The sequence below is a fragment of the Pseudonocardia alni genome, from assembly GCF_002813375.1.
Classification (GTDB): Bacteria; Actinomycetota; Actinomycetes; order Mycobacteriales; family Pseudonocardiaceae; genus Pseudonocardia; species Pseudonocardia alni.
Window position 1 is genome coordinate 4,385,983 of record NZ_PHUJ01000003.1, and the last position, 17,436, is coordinate 4,403,418.

10 protein-coding genes and 1 tRNA gene are annotated in these 17,436 nt (G+C 75.0%); 8 read left to right on the plus strand and 3 right to left on the minus strand.

Annotation, left to right across the window (positions count from 1 at the left end; genetic code table 11):
- Window positions 1–44: 44 nt before the first annotated feature.
- Window positions 45–1,505: a MocR-like transcription factor YczR gene (gene yczR / locus ATL51_RS21740; RefSeq protein ID WP_100879770.1), complete on the plus strand. Its 1,461-nt coding sequence runs from the start codon at window positions 45–47 to the stop codon at window positions 1,503–1,505.
- Window positions 1,506–1,511: 6 nt separating this feature from the next.
- Here the strand turns inward: yczR and ATL51_RS21745 are convergent, their stop codons facing one another.
- Window positions 1,512–3,017 (minus strand): GntT/GntP/DsdX family permease, encoded by a 1,506-nt coding sequence (locus ATL51_RS21745; protein WP_100879771.1) that lies wholly within the window; start codon window positions 3,015–3,017, stop codon window positions 1,512–1,514.
- Window positions 3,014–3,502 carry a gluconokinase gene (locus ATL51_RS21750; RefSeq protein WP_100879772.1) on the minus strand — a complete coding sequence of 163 codons (489 nt, stop codon included), beginning with the start codon at window positions 3,500–3,502 and terminating at the stop codon, window positions 3,014–3,016. The genes ATL51_RS21745 and ATL51_RS21750 overlap by 4 nt, the downstream gene beginning before the upstream one ends.
- A 216-nt stretch (window positions 3,503–3,718) precedes the next feature.
- Here ATL51_RS21750 and ATL51_RS21755 point away from each other — a divergent pair, with 216 nt between their 5' ends.
- Window positions 3,719–4,441, plus strand: a complete 723-nt coding sequence (locus ATL51_RS21755; protein WP_073578374.1) for a FadR/GntR family transcriptional regulator — start codon at window positions 3,719–3,721, stop codon at window positions 4,439–4,441.
- Window positions 4,442–4,606: 165 nt separating this feature from the next.
- On the plus strand, window positions 4,607–5,491 hold the full coding sequence (locus tag ATL51_RS21760) for a TrmB family transcriptional regulator (RefSeq protein ID WP_301549121.1): 885 nt from the start codon (window positions 4,607–4,609) through the stop codon (window positions 5,489–5,491).
- A 10-nt stretch (window positions 5,492–5,501) separates the two neighbouring features.
- Here the strand turns inward: ATL51_RS21760 and ATL51_RS21765 are convergent, their stop codons facing one another.
- Entirely contained in the window at window positions 5,502–7,511 is a 2,010-nt protein-coding gene (locus ATL51_RS21765) for a S9 family peptidase (RefSeq protein WP_100879774.1), read from the minus strand.
- An 86-nt stretch (window positions 7,512–7,597) separates the two neighbouring features.
- Here ATL51_RS21765 and ATL51_RS21770 point away from each other — a divergent pair.
- The 5 genes from ATL51_RS21770 (at window position 7,598) to ATL51_RS21790 (ending at window position 17,413) form a co-directional block, all read left to right on the plus strand.
- Window positions 7,598–7,670: transfer RNA gene (locus ATL51_RS21770), tRNA-Ala, on the plus strand.
- A gap of 384 nt (window positions 7,671–8,054) precedes the next feature.
- Entirely contained in the window at window positions 8,055–9,443 is a 1,389-nt protein-coding gene (locus ATL51_RS21775) for an acyltransferase domain-containing protein (protein WP_157818480.1), read from the plus strand.
- Window positions 9,440–15,202 (plus strand): SDR family oxidoreductase, encoded by a 5,763-nt coding sequence (locus ATL51_RS21780; protein ID WP_100879776.1) that lies wholly within the window; start codon window positions 9,440–9,442, stop codon window positions 15,200–15,202. The genes ATL51_RS21775 and ATL51_RS21780 overlap by 4 nt, the downstream gene beginning before the upstream one ends.
- A gap of 10 nt (window positions 15,203–15,212) precedes the next feature.
- Entirely contained in the window at window positions 15,213–16,205 is a 993-nt protein-coding gene (locus ATL51_RS21785; protein ID WP_100879777.1) for a 3-oxoacyl-[acyl-carrier-protein] synthase III C-terminal domain-containing protein, read from the plus strand.
- Complete coding sequence (locus ATL51_RS21790) at window positions 16,202–17,413, plus strand: cytochrome P450 (protein ID WP_100879778.1); 1,212 nt, start codon at window positions 16,202–16,204, stop codon at window positions 17,411–17,413. Before ATL51_RS21785 ends, ATL51_RS21790 begins: the two co-directional genes overlap by 4 nt.
- Window positions 17,414–17,436: the final 23 nt, after the last annotated feature.

Below are 17,436 nucleotides of genomic sequence, written 5' to 3' on the forward strand. Positions count from 1 at the left end.
GTGGCCTGTCGTCACCGTGCCACTCGAGCGAAAGTGGATCGGGAATGACGCAGGGGGCCGGGGCGGAGCGCCTCGCCGCGCTGTGCGGTGACGTCCACGGCGGGCGCGGCCCGGCGTACCGGGTGCTGGCCGACGCCGTACGGGTGCTGACCGGCGACGGCCGGCTGCCGTCGGGCACCCGGCTGCCGGCGGAGCGGGCGCTGGCCGAGGCGCTGGGGGTCAGCCGGGTCACCGTCGCCCGCGCCTACCGCGACCTGCGCGACGACGGCTGGGCCGACGCCCGGCACGGGGCGGGCACCTGGGTGCGGCTCCCGGACCGCACCGGGGGCGTCGACGGGGTCTGGGCGCCCGGGCCGGTGGACCGCGGCACGATCGACCTCGCCCACGCCGCGCCCGCCGCGCCCGCCGTGCTGCCCGACCTGGTCGCCCGCGCCGTCGAACGGGGCGCCGCGGAGCTGGCCGGACACGGCTACGGCCCGGACGGCCTGCCCGCGCTGCGGGCCGCGATCGCCGACCGGTTCACCGCCCGGGGGCTCCCGACCGGACCGGAGCAGGTCGTCGTGACGGGCGGGGCGCTGCAGGCGATCGGGATCGTCGTCGCCGAGCTGGCCGGGCCCGGTGACCGGGTGCTCGTCGAGCACCCCACCTACCCGTCGGCGCTCGACGTCGTCTCCGACGCGGGGGCGGTCCCCGTCCCGGTGTCGGCGGACGGCGCCGACGCGACCCCGCAGACCGTGCTGCCGCGGGCCGCCCGGCAGACCGCGGCGCGGGTCGCGTACCTGATGGCGGACTTCCAGAACCCCACCGGCCGCCTCCTCGACGACGACGCCCGCGCCCGGCTCGTGCAGCGCCTGGCCCGCCAGGGCACGGTCGCCCTGGTCGACGAGACCTTCGCCGAGCTGGACCTGCGCGAGGGCGCCACGGGGCCGCTGCCGTGCGCCGTGCACGCCGCCGGTCCCGACGACGTCGTCACCGTCGGCGGGCTGAGCAAGATTGCCTGGGGCGGGCTGCGGATCGGCTGGATCCGGGCCGGCCGCGAGCGGGCCGCCCGGATGCGACGACGGCTGGCCCGCGCCCAGCTGGCCCTGCCGGTGCTGGAGCAGCTCGTCGCCGTCGAGGTGCTGGAGCGGCTCGACGTGCTGCGGGCCGAACGGGTCGGGGTGCTGCGCACCCGCCGCGACCTGCTGGTCGCCGAGCTCGCCGCGGCCCTGCCGGACTGGCGCTTCACCGTTCCCGACGGCGGGCTGGCGCTGTGGTGCGACCTCGGTGCGCACGTCTCGACGGCGCTGACCGCGGCCGCCCCGCGGCACGGCCTGGTGCTGGCGCCCGGCCCGCGGTTCGGGGCCGGGCACGCGTTCACCGACCGGTTGCGGGTGCCCTTCACCCACCCCGGTCCGGTGACGGCCGAGGCGGTACGGCGCCTGGCCCGCACCGCCCGCGACGTCGCCGGGCCGGGCCGGACGACCGGCGCCGACCCGGCGACCCGGGCCGGCGTCGTCGTCTGAGCGGGGTCAGATCACCAGGTCGATCAGCAGCACCAGGACCAGGCCGGAGACCGAGATGACGGTCTCCATGATCGACCAGGTCCTGATGTTCTGGCCGACGGTGAGCCCGAAGTACTCCTTGACCAGCCAGAACCCGGCGTCGTTGACGTGGGAGAAGAACAGCGAGCCCGCGCCGATCGCCAGTACCAGCAGCGAGGTCTGGGTCGGGTCGAGCGTCGGCAGCAGCGGGACGAGGATGCCCGCGGCGGTCACCGTCGCCACCGTCGCCGACCCGGTCGCGAGCCGGATCGCCACCGCGACCAGCCAGCCCAGCAACAGCGCGGAGATGCCGGCGCCGGTGGCCCAGCCGGCGATCATCGCGCCGATCCCGGTGTCGACCAGGGTCTGCTTGAACCCACCGCCCGCGGCGACGATCAGCACGATCCCGGCGATGGCGGGCAGCGACCGCTCCAGCGAACCCATGATCCCGGCGCGGTTCATGCCGGATCCGGTGCCGAGGGTGACCATCGCGACCAGCACCGAGAGCAGCAGCGCGACCAGCGGGGTACCGACGAAGTCCAGCGCGGCGCGTACCGGGTTGCCCTCGGGTGCGGCGATGTCGCCGACGGCCTTGCCCATCATCAGCACGACCGGCAGCAGCACGGTGAGCAGGGTGGCGGCGAACCCGGGGCGCCGGGTGGGCCCGCCGTCCGGGGCGTCGCGATCGGCGGCGGCGGCGTCGCCGCCCGAGCCGCTGCCGGAGCCGGTGTCCGGGTCGGTGCCGGTGGTGGCACCGGCCGATCCGCTGGACGCGGTGCTGGTCCCGGCCGCGACCCGGGATTCGAAGAGCGCCGGCGGGGACACGTCGACCCAGCGGGCCGCGACCTTCGCGAACAGCGGCCCGGCCAGGACGACGACCGGGATCGACACGAGCACGCCGAGGACCAGGGTGATGCCCAGGTCGGCGTCGAGGATGCCGATCGCGGCGAGCGGGCCGGGGTGCGGCGGGACCAGGCCGTGCATGGCGGAGAGCCCGGCCAGTGCCGGGATGCCGACGGCGATCAGAGAGACCTGGGCGCGGCGCGCGACCAGGAAGATGACCGGCATCAGGATGACCAGACCGATCTCGAAGAACATCGGCAGGCCGATCAGTGCGCCGACGGCGGCCATCGACCACGGCAGCGTCCGCGGGCCGGAGCGGGAGACGATCGTGTCGACCAGCCGGTCGGCGCCGCCGGAGTCGGCGAGCAGCTTGCCGAACATCGCGCCCAGCGCGATCAGCGTGCCGACGCTCGCGGCGGTGGAGCCGAAGCCGTCGGAGAAGGCCTCCACGGCGTCGCCCATCGACATACCCGCCACGCCCGCGACGAGCAGCGAGCCGATGGTCAGTGCGAGGAACGGGTGCAGCGAGAACTGCGTGATCAGCAGGACCAGCGCGACGATGCCCACCAGCGCGGCGGTCACCAGGCGACCGGCGGAGGCGACCGGCTGGGCCTGCTCCGCGGCCAGGACGAGTGCGGGGTGCAGTGTCATCGCGGGGCCACCTCCGGCCCGGTGACGGCGACGGCGCCCGCGACGATCTCGTCGACCGGCCGGCGGATGTCCAGCGTCGTCGCGGCCTCGTCGGCGGCCGGCGGCTCCAGGGTGGCCAGCTGGGAGTCGAGCAGCGCGGTCGGCATGAAGTGCCCGGAGCGCCCGCCCATGCGCTCGGCGAGCACGGCGGCGTCGCCGGACAGGTGCACGAACACCGTCGACGGCGCGTGCGAGCGCAGCCGGTCGCGGTAGGCGCGGCGCAGCGCCGAGCAGGCGACGACGAGCCCGGTGCCGGTGTGCTCGGCCAGCCGGGCGCCGACGGCGTCGAGCCAGGGCTCGCGGTCGGCGTCGGTGAGCGGGATCCCCTGGGCCATCTTCGCGACGTTCGCGGCCGGGTGCAGGCCGTCGGAGTCGGTGAAGGGGACGCCGAGGGCGTCGGCGAGGGCGGCGCCGACGGTGGACTTCCCGGAGCCGGACACCCCCATCACGACGACGAGCGGGTGGGGTGGTGGCTGCTGTGTCGCCGGCTGGTGCGTCACTGCATCGGCTCCTCACGGGTGTGGCGGCATCGGCACGCGGACCGGGACTACCCGGACCGTGGTGGGACCAGCGTCGGTTATTCGTAGTACTTTTTCAACACCGAATCGGTTCAGGTATGTCGTATCGCGTCGCCGGGCCCATGCAGTGGCACGATTCGGGGCGTGGGTGGCGCACCGGAGGGTCTGCACGGGGACGTCCTGGACCGGCTCGGTACCGCGATCGCCGCGGGGACCATCGGGGCGGGCGAGGTCCTGCGGGCCGAGGAGCTGGTCGCGCGCTACGGCGTGTCGCGCACCGTCGTCCGGGAGGCCGTGCGCGTACTGGAATCGATGGGCCTGGTGCGCAGCAGGCGCCGGGTCGGCACGACGGTCGCCCCGCGGGAGCAGTGGAACGTGCACGACCCGCGGGTGATCCGCTGGCGGCTGGACGGTCCCGGCCGCGACGAGCAGCTGCGGTCGCTGTCCGAGCTGCGCTGCGGCGTGGAGCCGCTGGCCGCGGAGCTGGCCGCCGACCGGGCCACTCCCGAGCAGTGCGGTGCGCTCGTCGGCGCGGTGATGGACATGACCGTGCACGGGCGGTCCGGAGACCTGCTGGCCTACCTGGAGGCCGACGTCGTGTTCCACCGCACGCTGCTCGCGGCCTCGGGCAACGAGATGGTGGCCGCGCTGGGCGACGTCGTCGCCGAGGTGCTGGCCGGGCGCACCCGGCACCACCTGATGCCCAGCCGGCCGGAGCCCGACGCGATCCGGCTGCACCGCGACGTCGCCGACGCCGTCCGGTCCGGTGACCCGGCGGGTGCCGGAGCGGCGATGCGCGAGATCCTGCGTGAGGCGGACGCGGCGATGCGGGCCGGTGTGGCGCGCGCTCCGGGTCCTCGATTGTGATGATGGTGCGGATCCGGACGTATCAATCCGTCGTCCGCAACCGATCATAGGGAGACCGTCGTGCGCGACGGGGCCGCGGCACCACGTCGCGGGACGGTGCCGAATGAGTGAGATGATCTCGCAATGTCCGTGCGGCGGGTGACGGAAGAACTGCAACGTCTGGGCATGTCGGGGTACGAGGCGAAGGCCTACGTCGCCCTGGTCGGCGCCGGCGAGGCGGTGAACGGCTACGAGGTGGCGAAGCGGTCGGGGGTGCCGCGCAGCACCGTCTACGAGACGCTGGGCAAGCTCGTCGGCCGCGGCGCGGCGTTCGAGGTGCGGGCCGCCGACGGCACCGGTTACGTCCCGTTGCCGCCCGCGACGCTGCTGGAGCGGATGCGCCGCGACTTCGACCGCACGCTGGGCATCCTGCAGAACGAGATCCCGCGGCTGACCGCGCCACCGCAGGTGCGGCTGGTGCACTCGCTGACCGAGCGCCGGATGCTGCTCGAACGGGCCGAGGACGTCGCCGCCGCGGCCCGCTCCGAGCTGTACGTGCTCGGCTGGCCGGAGGACGTCGAGGCGCTCAAGCCCACGATCCGCCGGGCCGAGGAGCACGGCGTCGACGTGGCCACGGTCGTCTTCGGCGCCGACGACGACCCGGTCGGCTGGCACACCGAGCACCGCTACTCGGCCCCGTCGATGGTCGAGGACAACCTCGGCCGGCGGATGCTCCTCGTCGTCGCGGACCGGGACCAGGCCGTGATCGGGGGGCTCACCGCCGACCGCACCTGGGGCCTCTACACCGACGACCCGGCCGCGGTGCTGCTCGCGCACCTCTACGTGCGCCACGACATCGCGATGCACCGTGTCGCCGACCGGTTCGCCGAGCACGGGTTCGACGAGTTCTGGGTCGACGACCCCGCCCTGCGACGGCTGCGCGAGCCCGTCGGTGAGCCGGTCCGGGCCGTCGACGGCGCGCCGCGGTCCGTCGGCCCGGAGACCGACGACCAGGGCGCCGACATCGAGGACCTGGGCGACGACGAGGACGGGCGCAGCCGGGCCGGCTGAACGTCGCAGCTCAGCCGGCGGGGACCTGCTCCGGCCTGCGCCCACCCAGGTGCCGGCCGAAGAAGTCGAGGATGATCTGCGCCCGCTGGACGCGGTGGCGCGGCGACCCGTCGCGCGACATCCCGTGGCTCTCCTCCGGGAACCGCCAGTACTCCACCGGCCGCCCGAGCAGCCGCAGCGCGAGGTACAGCGCGTCGGCCTGCTCGACGTGGCACCGCAGGTCGTCCTCGGAGTGCAGGATCAGCATCGGCACGTCGATGCCGCGGACGTGGTGCAGCGGGGACATCCGCCGGAACTCCTCCGGCGCGTCCAGCACCGAGACCCCGATGTCGTGGCGGAACGCGCCTGCGACGTCGGAGCTCCACTCCATCGACTCCAGGTTGTTCACCGCCCGCTCGCTGCACGCGGCGGCGAACCGGGCGGAGTGGTGGGCGGCCAGCCACGACGTGAGGTAGCCGCCGTAGGACCCGCCGAGCACGCCCACCCGGCCCCGGTCGAGCTGGTCGAAGGTCGCGAGGGCGCCGTCGAGCGCGGCGAGCACGTCGTCGGCGTCGATCCCGCCCCACCCGGTCCCGGGCGCGGTCTCCGCCAGCGGGCTGCGGATCGCCCGGACCCGGTCCTGGGTGTAGCCGGTCGAGCCGTGCGGGTTGCACCAGACGACCGCGTAGCCGGCGCCCGCCCACAGCCGGAACTCGTCGAACCAGGCGTCGGCGTACTGGGTCATCGGGCCGCCGTGGATCGACAGCAGCACCGGGATCAGCCCGCCGTCGCCGGTGGCGGGCTCGTCCGGCAGCAGCACCCAGGTGTCGACGTCGCCGTCCCCGGCCGGGGACGGCACGGCCAGCCGCACCGGGGTGCGCCCGCGCGGCACGGCGTCGTGGAAGGGCTCGGTGAGCGAGGTGAGCCGGCGCAGCGACCCGTCGTCGATGACGTGCAGCTCGCCGAGGTGGTCGTGGTCGGTGACCAGGACGACGGTGGTCCCGCCCGCGCGGTCGTAGGCGGTCACCGCCCGCTCGCCGGTCAGCAGCGCCTGCGCGGTGCCCGCTCCCGCGCCGTCGGCCGCGACCCGGTACAGGTGGATCCCGCCACGGTCCTCGCAGGACACGAGCAGGTGCCCGTCGTCCCAGATCGGGGCGCGGGCGCCGGGGAACGGCCGCCAGGTGCGGTCGACACCGGTCGCGAGGACGTCCTCCCGTCCGGTCGCGACGTCGACCACCGCCGGCGACGCGTGTGCCGGGGACGCCAGGTGGTCGTCGGAGGCCAGGGTGGCCAGCCGGGTGCCGTCCGGCGACCAGGACGGGTGCGTGTGATGGCGGCCGGTGCGGGTGAGCCGCCGCGGCCCGCCCCCGCCACCCGTGGCGTCGACCAGGTAGATCCGCGCGGTCTCGTCCAGGTCCCAGTCCGGCTCGCGGTCCGCGACGACGGCCAGCGTCCGCCCGTCCGGCGACCAGGCGGGCGACGAGTGCTCGTACGGCCCGCCGGCGACGGCCACCGGGTCGCCACCCCCGGCGTCGACGACGAACACCGTCGACGGCCGGTCGATGATCCAGCCCTCCCCGTCCAACCGGCTGAACAGCCGGTCGATCCGGCGCGGCTCGCGGGCCCGGTCGTCGTCGCCGGTGGCCCAGCGGGCCGCCCGGTCCCGGGACACGAACGCGATCCGCGTGCCGTCCGGCGACCACACCGGCTCGGACACCGGCTCCGGACGCTCGCAGACCACCACCGGCTCGCCCGGGACGCCGATCGGCAGCACCCGCAGCTGCGCGCCGCCGCCCTCCCGCCCGGTGACGACGGCCAGCCGCGTCCCGTCCGGCGACCAGGCGGGGGAGGAGTCGCCGTGCTCGGAGCCGGTCAGCCGGTGCGGTGGGCTGCTCCCGTCGGTCGGGGTGAGCCAGATCGCAGTGCGGTACCGGTTGGCGCCGAGGTCGACGCGGCGGACCGCGACGGCGACGACCGTGCCGTCCGGGGACACCGCGGGGGCGCCGAGGGTGACCAGTCGTCCGATGTCAGAGGGCTGCACGGGGCCGAAGGTAGGTGCCGGTGCCGCCCGGGGCACCCCCCTTTCCGAGCCGGAAACCGGCCCGTGTAGTGTTCTTCATGTCGCAAGGGGCTGTGGCGCAGCTGGTAGCGCACTTGACTGGCAGTCAAGGGGTCAGGGGTTCGAATCCCCTCAGCTCCACCCGATACGAAAAGCCAGGACTTCGGTCCTGGCTTTTTTGTTGCCCGTCCCATCGCGACGATGACGACGTCGTGGCCGACGAACACACCCCATCGGGCGTATCCGGGCACGAGCAGCAACAGCCTCGGTCGACGGGGCCGTCATCGGCGGCGACCTCGGCCACCACCGGACACGAGCCGAGGGTGAGGCCCGCCGACGAGCCGCCGAGACCGCCGCGTCCCTGCTCGTCCCTCGACCGGACGCAGGCAGCGGGACCGGACGTCACGGGGACGTGCGAATCGAGAGCCACACCTGCTGCGGATTCTTGTGATCACTAAGGAAATCCCTGGCCGTGGACCTCGAGGATCGGACCTGTTCGGTCTGTCCAACCGAGAGGGACGACGCGTGAACACGACCTCTGTCCTCGTCATGCCGGGAACGGTGCCCGCGCCGCGTGGCGGGATCCTGCACGATCTGCACGCCCGGCACCACGGCGTACGCGAGGTGCTCGCCCGCGTCGACGACGCCGCCCGCGAACTGGACCTTCCAGCGGTGTCACCCCGACTCGTCGAGGGCGGCGAGGTGGCTCCCGAGCGGGGCCCCGACCTGCAGTACGTGGAGATCTTCGCGGTCAGCATCGCCACCCAACGCGCGCTGGTCGAGACGGGCGTCGACCCGGTCGCCGTCGTCGGGCAGAGCGTCGGAGAGCTGTGGGCACTCGCCGCGGCCGGGTACATCTCGATCGAGGACACCGTCCGGCTCGCGGTGGCCCGGTCCCGAGCGCTCACCAGACAGGGTTGGCAGGGCCGGATGATCGCCGTCGGGGTGGACGGCCGCCGGGCGGAGCACCTCGCCGGCCTGTTCGGACACCCCGATCTGGTGCTGGCATGTGAGAACGCGCCCCATCAGAGCGTGCTGAGCGGTCCGACCGCGCTCACCGCCGACATCGAACGGGTGGCCGCGGCCGCGGGGTGGCCCACGAACCGGCTCGACGTGCCCCATCCCACGCACTCGCCCGCACTGGCCCGGTCGGCCAGGGAACTCCGCGCCGGTGCGCCCCGTGTGCCCTACGGCGGAGGCCGGATGCGGGTGTGTTCGCCGTGGCTGGGCCGTGACGTTGTCGACGACGACCCCGTGGAGCTCATGGCCGGGGCCCTCACCGCCCGCGTGCGCATCCTGGACACGATCCGCGAGCTGCACGCCGCCGGCGCGGACGTCTTCGTCGAGTGCGGCGAACGTGCGGTCGTCGCGAAGATGATCCAGGCGAGCGTTCCGGGCGTGCGGTGCGCCGTGCCGCTGGCCGAGCGCGACGCTCCCGCCGTCCCGGCCCGGCCCACGACCGGCACCCCGCGATCGAACGGCGCGCGCCCGGGGGCCCCGGTCGCCGTGCGTTCCGAGCCGACCGTCTCTGCACCCACCCCCGCGGCGGACCCGCCGGCCGCGGTCCGGACACCGGCGCCGGCCGCGGAGGTCACGCCGGCGACGCGTCCCGAGCCTGGCGGACCCGCCGCGGCACCCTCCAGCGGAACCCGCGACTACGACGCCGTCCTGGCGCAGCTGCGTGACCTCTACGGCGGCTACCTCGGCTACCCGCCGGACCTCCTCGGCGAGGACGACAGCCTGGAGGCCGACCTCGGCGTCGAGTCCCTCAAGCAGGTCGCACTGGTGGGGCAGGTCGCGGACCTGTTCGACCTGCCCGACCTGCGCTCGAACGCCTCGTTGCTGGGCTTCGGCTCACTGCGGCGCATCGCGGACGCCGTCGTGGCCGGCGGAGCGGTCGGCGAGGCCGCGTGAACGGGCACGAGGGCTCCCCGGACGACCTGACGGGGCGGATCGCGCTGGTCACCGGCGCGGCACGCAGTCTGGGTGCCGACATCGTGCGGAGCCTGGCCCGCCGGGGCGCGCACGTGATCGTCAACTACTTCCACTCGGTCGAGGCGGCCCGGGAACTGGAGGCGGAGCTGCGTGCCGCAGGCCGATCCTGCGATTTCATCCGCGCCTCGGTGGCCAAGACCGCCGAGGTCGACCGGATGTTCGACCTCGTCCGGGAGCGGCACGGTGGTCTCGACATCCTGGTGAACAACGCCGCGGCCGGCGCTTTCCTCCCGCTGCTCGACGTCGACGACGTCTACTGGGAACGGGCCTGGCGCACCAACGTGATGGGGCCCTACCACTGCTCGCGGCGGGCGGCGGAGTTGATGGACGGCCGCTCGGGCGCGGCGGTGCTGTGCCTGTCCGCCGTGGGGTCCCACCTACCGGTGCCCGGCTACGGGCCCGGGGGCGTGACGAAGGCGGCCGCCGAGTCGCTGGTCCGCTACCTGGCGCTGGAGCTGGCCCCGCGGGGGATCCGGGTGAACACGGTCCTGCTGGGCTCGGTGGCGAGCGACATCGTGAGGTCGCTCGCCGACCCGGACACGATCGGTGACCGCTCCGACGACGAGCGGCTGCTCCGGCGCACGATCTCGACGCCGGACGCGGCCGACCTGATCTGCCACTTCCTGCACCCGCACGCCGGGTTCGTCACCGGGCAGACCCTCGTCGCCGACGGCGGCATCGGTCTCACCGGGATGCAGACGCTCCAGCTGCACAGCAACCTCGCCGCGCACGCCGCTCCCGCGCGGGGGTCGGCGTCGCCCGCGCCCGCCGGACCGCCGAGCGGGGGGCCCCAGCCGGCGGGGACCGTGGCCGGGACCCCCTCCGAGGAGCCCCGCGCCGAGGCCGTCGCTGCCGACGACGACGCCGTCGCCGTCGTCGGGATCGGGGTGGCGCTGCCCGGCGCGAACGACCGGCGCGAGCTGTGGGACCGGCTGCGCGAGGCCACGCTGCAGGCGAGCGAACCGACCGGCTTCGCGCTCGAGCACTTCCACGCCTCCGACCCCACGGTGCCCGACCGCTTCCACGCCCGCCGGGCCGGCTACCTCACCGGCTTCGTCCCGGATCCGCGCTCGCTCAGCGAGCCGCACGGACTGCGCGACCACCCCGGGGTGGCACCGACCGCGCGCTGGTTGCGGCACTGCGCCGTACAGGCACTCGACGGTGTGCGCCGCGGAGCGGGTGACCGGTGGCTCGCCGTCACCACGGGAGCGCATGATCACATCGGGCTCGGCGACCGGGCCCCGGTCCTGGGGGCGCAGTACGCGAGCATGCTCCGCGGGACCACCGCAGCCGACTCGGGCGGGGACTGGCTCGGTGAGATGGCCGAGCACGCCGTGCTCGCCCACTACTCCGGCAGCGGTGCCGACCCGCTCATGCACCAGCCCGCGTCCGTCTCACGGGTGGCACTCGGCGGGCTCGTGCCCGACGACGCCCGGCACCTCACGCTCGACGCCGCCTGCGCCAGCGGCCTCTACGTGCTCGACGCCGCCGTGAAGGCCCTCCGGGAGGGCACGTGCGACGTCGCGCTCGCCGGCGGCACCTCGGTGGCCGAGCCGACCCTGCTGACCCTGTTCTGCAAGGCCCAGGGCATCACCCCCAGCGGCCGGGTACGTCCGTTCGACCGGGACGCTGACGGCACGTTGCTCGCCGAGGGTGCCGTGGCGCTCGTCCTCAAGACCCACGCCAAGGCCGTCGCGGACGGTGACGAGATCCGGGGGCTGGTGCTCGGTACCGGCCTGGCCGCCGACGGCCGGGGCAAGGGCATCCACGCCCCGGCCGAACGCGGTCAGGAGTTGGCGATCTCCCGCGCCTGGGCCGACGCCGGTGTCGGACCCGACGACCTCGACTGGATCGTGGCCCACGGCACCGGAACGCCGACCGGGGACGAGGTCGAGGCCCGGGCCCTGCTGGCGCGGCTCGGCGAGAGGCGGCGCACCTGCCTGCTCACCTCCAACAAGCAGGTCTTCGGACACACCGGTGTGCTCGCCGGGCTCGTCTCGGTCGCGCACGCGCTCACCGCGATCGAGCACGGGGCGATCCCGGCCCAGACGGACCGGATCGCCCCGCACGCGCTGCTGGAGGGGGAGGAACGGCTCAGGGTGCCCGTCGCCGACGTCGGCTGGCGGCCCTCGGACCGCCCACGCATCGTCGGCGTCTCGTCGTTCGGGCTCGGCGGAGCCGACGCACACGCCGTGCTGGCCGACCGCGTCCCGACCCGGCGGCCCGCCAGGGTGCCCCCCGAGGACCTCGTCGTCGTCGGCTGGAACACGCACCTGCCCGGCTCCGACCGCGACGCGACGGCTGCCTGGCTGGCGGGTACCGGGCCCGGTCCCTCGGCAGGATTCGGCGACCCGTACCCCGTCCCGTCGCCGCGCGAGGTGCGGATCCCGCCACGCACCACCGCGCACATGGACCCGAGCCACCTGATGGTGCTGCAGGCGGTGGACCCGCTGCTGGCGCAGCTGGGCGCCGCGGCCGGGGACCTGCGTCCCGACACCGCGCTGCTGATCGGGTCGGCGCTGCCCAGCAGGCACGCCACCCGGATGGCCGTCCGGGTGCACGCCGCCGAGTGCGCCGACGCGCTCGGGTTGCTGCCCGACCCCGGCATGGTCGCGACGCTGCGTGAGCGGCTCACCGCCGCCGTCGACGCGTTCGCTCCCGACATCAGCGAGGACGACTTCACCGGTGCCGTCTCCTGCATCGCAGCCGGCCGGGTGACCAACTACGACGACCTGCAGGGGTTCGGCGTGGCCGTCTACGACCACCGGGACTCGGGCACCGCCGCACTCGACCTCGCGATGCGTCAGCTCCGCCACGGGGCCTGCGCGCTGGCGCTGGTGGGGGCCGTGAGTGTGGCACCGGTCCGGGGCTGGGACGGACATCTCGGTCCGCTCGTACCGGACGGGGCGACGATCGCGGAGGGCGCCGCCGTCGTGGCACTGGCCCGGCGCTCGACCGCCGAGCGCCACGGTCTGCCGATCCTGGGAACGGTCGCGTCGGCCGGTCCGGGGGCGGCGCCGCCCGCGCCGCCCGCGCCCGATCGCACCTACCTCGCCGTCGATGCGCTGTTCGCGCTGCTGCACGGTGTCGTCACCGGCCGCGAGACGCTCGTCGGTGCGAGCGACCCGGCCACACCGGGCCTGCGCTTCACCGGGGTGCGGCCCGCCGACGCACCGGAACCGGACATCGGTACCCGGGGCACGGTGGACCTCGTCGACATGCCCGCTCCGCCCGGGAGGACCCTGCCGCACCCGGTGCCGCCGGGCACCGTCGTCGTCACCGACTCCGCCGACCTCGCGGCCGCACTGGAGGGCTGCGTCGACGTCGCCGTGTGGACGACCGACGGCGTCGCCGCGCAGGACGCGGCCGGCGCTCTCGCGGACCTCCCGTTCGTCCCGGCCCACGTGCGGGTGCTGACGCGGTTCACCGACCGCGGTGACGCCCCCGCCGACGTCGAGCGTGCCGAGATTCTGCAGGACCTGCTCCTGACCACGACCCAGGCACTGCTCCCGGCGCTGCGCAACGGCGGAACCGTCGGCGCCGCGCTGCTCGACGCCCTGCCCGGCGACCGTCCGCACCCGCTCGCCGGCCTGTTCACCGGGTTCGTCCGCTCGGTCCGCGCCGAGATCACCCAGTGCGGGGGAGCCGCGCTGCTCACCGCGGCGCCCGACGCGCTGACCGCACTGCACCAGCTGGCCCGCGCGAGCGGCGACGCCGGTCCGCTGCACACGGTCGCGGCCCGCGGGGACGGGAGCTGGGCCCGGATGGACGTCTGCCCGGACGGCGTGCCCGCCGGCCCGGGCGGGATCCCGCTGGGGCCGGGCTCGGTCGTCGTCGCGTTCGGCGGCGCACGCGGGATCACGCCGGAGCTGCTGCACGCGCTCGCCGTCCGCGTCGAGCGACCGCACGTCTACCTGATCGGCCGCACCCCGGTCCCGGCCGGCCCGCCCACCGAGCCGGTACCCCAGGCGGAGTTCATCGCCGAGCAGCGACGCCTGCATCCCGAGCTGAGCCTGCGCGAGCTCAAGGCGCGGTACGACCGTCTCGACGCCGCCCGGGAGGTTCGGGCGACGCTGCGGCGGCTCGCCGAGGTCTGCGGTCCCGACCGCGTGCACCACCGCGTCTGCGACGTGCTCGACGGCGAGGCCACCACCGCCGTCCTCGACGAGATCCACGACCGGCACGGCCGCGTCGACCTCGTGGTGAACGCCGTGCTCGACCTGCGCCCCCGCGCGCTGCACGCCAAGGCACTCGCCGACTTCCGGGCCGTGCGGGCCACGAAGGCCACCGGCTACCGCAACCTGAAGCACGCCCTCGCCGGACGACCACCGACGATCCTCGCCACCTTCAGCACCCTCGCCACGGTCGCGCCGGCGCCCGGCGACGTCGACTACTGCGCGGTGAACTCCTACCTCGAGTACGCCACGGCCGCCGCCGACCGGGACCTGCCCACCGGGCACCGGGAGATCGCGATCCTCTGGAGCGGCTGGAAGGACGTCGGCGTGGCCAGCAGCGTCGCCATGGAGGAGACGCTGCGGCGCAACAACATGGACGCCTACATCACGCCGGCCCAGGGGTGCGCGCAGTTCCTCTCGTCGCTGGCCCACCCGCCGGCGAACGGGCTGACGTTCTTCCTGCGCGGGCCGGAACGGGCCATGCTCGCCCGCCGGGGCATCGGACCGGACGCCCCGCCGATGCCGCCCCCCGACGTCCCGGACCCCGCCGTCCCGGGTCCGGAACCGGCCTCGCCGCTCCTCGACGGCATCACGATGGAGGGCCGGTCCTGGGTGGTCGCGACGAAGACGTGGGACCCCCGCACGCTCGACGAGCGGGACGGGCGGTGGATGCGCCACCACCGGGTCAACGGCGCCGTCGTGCTCCCCGGCACGTTCGCGCTCGAGGCCGCCGCGGCCGCCGCGACCCGGCTGCGGCCGGAGATGGCCGTCACCGGTTTCCGTGACCTCGCCTGCCACGCCTCGGTGACGGTGCGGCCCGACGGTCCTCCCCGCACCGTCACGGTCTCCGCACGGGTGACCACCGAGGATCCCGCCGGGGCCCGGGTCTCGGTCCGGGTCACGACGAACCGGGTCAGCGCGACCGGGAAGGTGCTCCGGTTCGGCGACCTCTGCTACGAGGCGGACGTCCTGCTCGCCCCGGTCCGCCCCCACCTCGGCCCGGCGCCGGACCTGCGGGCGCACACCCCCGTCCCGGGGTTCCGGATGCCGATCTACGACCGACATCCCGTACTGGCGCTGAGCGGGCCGTTCGCCGGGACCTCGGCCCACGCCCACGGGCCGGACGGGACGAGTGCACTGTTCTCGTTCGACCACGCGGGGTTCTCGGCCGAGCTCGGCGGGACGACGGTGCCCTCGATCCTGATCGACGCGCTCGCCCACCTGCTGCTCGTGCCGCGGGACGGGGCCGAGGGCGGACCACCGGTGCCGGGCCCCCTCGCCGGTATCGCCGAGGTCGATCTGGGGTGCGCCGGCAACGACTGCGACCTCGCCGCTCGCCACCCGGTCGTCCGGCTCGGCCACGACACCGCGTCCGGAGTGCTCACCGCGGCCGCCGACGGCCGGGTGCTGGTCCGGGTCCGCGGCGTCACCGCCTTCTCGAGCAGCGAACCGGGGCGTCTGGTCCGTCCGGGGGCCGACGACCACCGGCCCGTCCCCGCCTGAGGAGGCACTGGTGCTCTGGTCCGACGTGAACATCGCGGGCAGCGGGTCGTGGATCCCGCCCATCCGGCCGCGGGCAGGTGCCCGGCCGGACACCCCCTCGGCGGCCGACGCCAACGGGTTCGGCTCCGCCGCCGTGGCCACGGGCGACACGGCCGTCGGGATGGCGGCACGCGCGGCGCTGAAGGCCCTGCGGCACGCCGGTGCCGTCGGCTCCGACCTGAGCCTGCTCGTGCACGCGAGCTTCCAGGACGTCGACCACTACACCCCCTCGCCCTACCTGCTGCGCGCCCTGGGCACCACGGTGGCGACGGGGATGGAGATCGGCGCCGCGAGTGACGGCGGTGCGGCCGCGCTGGTCACGGCGGCCGAGCACCTCACCGCACGTCCGGACGCACGGGCGGCGATGGTCACCGCGGGGTCCCGCTTCCCCGCCGAACGCTGGGACTTCGTCCACGAGATCGGCTACCTCGCCGGCGACGCGGGCGGGGCGGCGGTGCTCACCCGTGCGCCGGGCCGGGCCCGGCTGGTGGCGACCGCACACGCCGCGGTGCCCCGTCTGGAGGAGATGAGCAGGGCCGCGGCCGGCGTCGCGGGCGGGGCGACGGGCCGGCGCATGGCGGTCGAGCAGACGGGGCTCGCCCCGCACATCACCTCCCTGCAGGAGGCCACGCGCTCCTGCGTCGAGCAGGTGCTGGAGGAAGCCGGTCTCGGACCGGCGGACGTCGCGCACACCGCCGTCGTCGCGATCGGGTCGGCGGTGCTCGACGTCCTGCTGTCGGGGCCACCGCTGCACGCCCGTGCGGCCGACACGAGCTGGACGTTCGGACGCCACGTCGCCCATGCCGGACCGTGCGACCTGCTGCTGGCCGTCGACCGGCTGCTCCGTGGCGGGACGGTCGTGCCCGGCGACCGCGTGCTCGTGGTGAGCTTCGGGCTCGGGTTCCGCTGGACCGCCGCGGTCCTGGAGATCACCGCGCCCGTCCCCGGACGGACCGCGGCATGACCGCCCCGATCCCCGAGTTCCCCCTGCCGCGTGCGGCCGGCTGCCCGTTCGACCCGCCGCCGGAGCTGCTCGGACTGCACGCGCGCGGGCCGGTCGGCCGGGTCCGCATCTGGGACGGCAGCACGCCGTGGTTCGTCACCGGACACGCGCTGCAGCGCGAGCTGCTCAGCGACCCGCGGGTCAGCGCCGACCCCACCAACGACGGCTATCCGCACGTCACGGCCGGGATCAAGGCACGCCACGCCGACGCGCGCTCCTTCATCACCATGGACGATCCGGAGCACCGGCGGCTGCGCCGGATGCTGACCAGTCCGTTCGCCGTACGGCGGGTCGAGGCCCTCCGGCCCACGATCCGGCGGATCGTCGACGAGCGGATCGACGCGATCCTCGACGGACCGCGTCCCGTCGACCTCGTCGCGGCCTTCGCACTGCCCGTGCCGACGATGGTGATCTGCGAGCTGCTCGGGGTGCCCTACGCCGACCACGAGTTCTTCCAGCGGTCGAGCCACGTGCTCATCCACCGGTACTCGACGGTGGAGCAGGTGCTCGCCGCGCAGCGGGGGCTGGTCGGGTACCTGGAGGACCTGATCGCGCGGCGGCTCACCGACCCGGCCGAGGACATCCTGTCGAGGATGGCGGCCCGGCACGTCGCCACCGGTGAGCTGACCTCGTCCGAGCTGGCGTCGATGCTCCTGCTGATCCTCGTCGCCGGTCACGAGACCACGGCCAACATGATCGCGCTGGGCACGCTCGCGCTGCTCGGCCACCCCGAGCAGCTCGCGGCGTTGCGCACGACCGGGGACCCGGCGCTGGTGGTGGGCGCGACCGAGGAGCTCCTGCGGTACCTGCCCATCGTGCACTCCGCGCGGCGCCGGGTGGCACTGGCCGACATCGCGCTCCCCGACGGGACCACGATCCGCGCCGGCGACGGCATCGTGCTGCCCAACGACGTCGGCAACCGCGACCCCGAGGCCTTCCCCGACGCCGAGCGGCTCGACATCCGCCGCGACGCCCGGCACCACGTGGCGTTCGGTTTCGGCCCGCACCAGTGCCTGGGGCAGCCGCTCGTGCGGGTCGAGCTGCAGGTCGTCTACGGCACGCTCTACCGCCGCATCCCCACCCTGCGCCTCGCCGTCGAGCCGTCCGAGGTGCGGTTCAAGCACGACGGCCTGATCTACGGCGTCCACGACCTGCCCGTCACGTGGTGACCGGACCCTCCGAGACAACGAGG

What these genes read in the sequence shown, in the direction of transcription:
- yczR (WP_100879770.1), top strand. Translation starts at nt 45, where the DNA reads ATGACGCAGGGGGCCGGGGCGGAGCGCCTCGCCGCGCTGTGCGGTGAC.
- ATL51_RS21745 (WP_100879771.1), bottom strand. Translation starts at nt 3,017, where the DNA reads ATGACACTGCACCCCGCACTCGTCCTGGCCGCGGAGCAGGCCCAGCCG.
- ATL51_RS21750 (WP_100879772.1), bottom strand. Translation starts at nt 3,502, where the DNA reads ATGGGGGTGTCCGGCTCCGGGAAGTCCACCGTCGGCGCCGCCCTCGCC.
- ATL51_RS21760 (WP_301549121.1), top strand. Translation starts at nt 4,607, where the DNA reads ATGTCGGGGTACGAGGCGAAGGCCTACGTCGCCCTGGTCGGCGCCGGC.
- ATL51_RS21790 (WP_100879778.1), top strand. Translation starts at nt 16,202, where the DNA reads ATGACCGCCCCGATCCCCGAGTTCCCCCTGCCGCGTGCGGCCGGCTGC.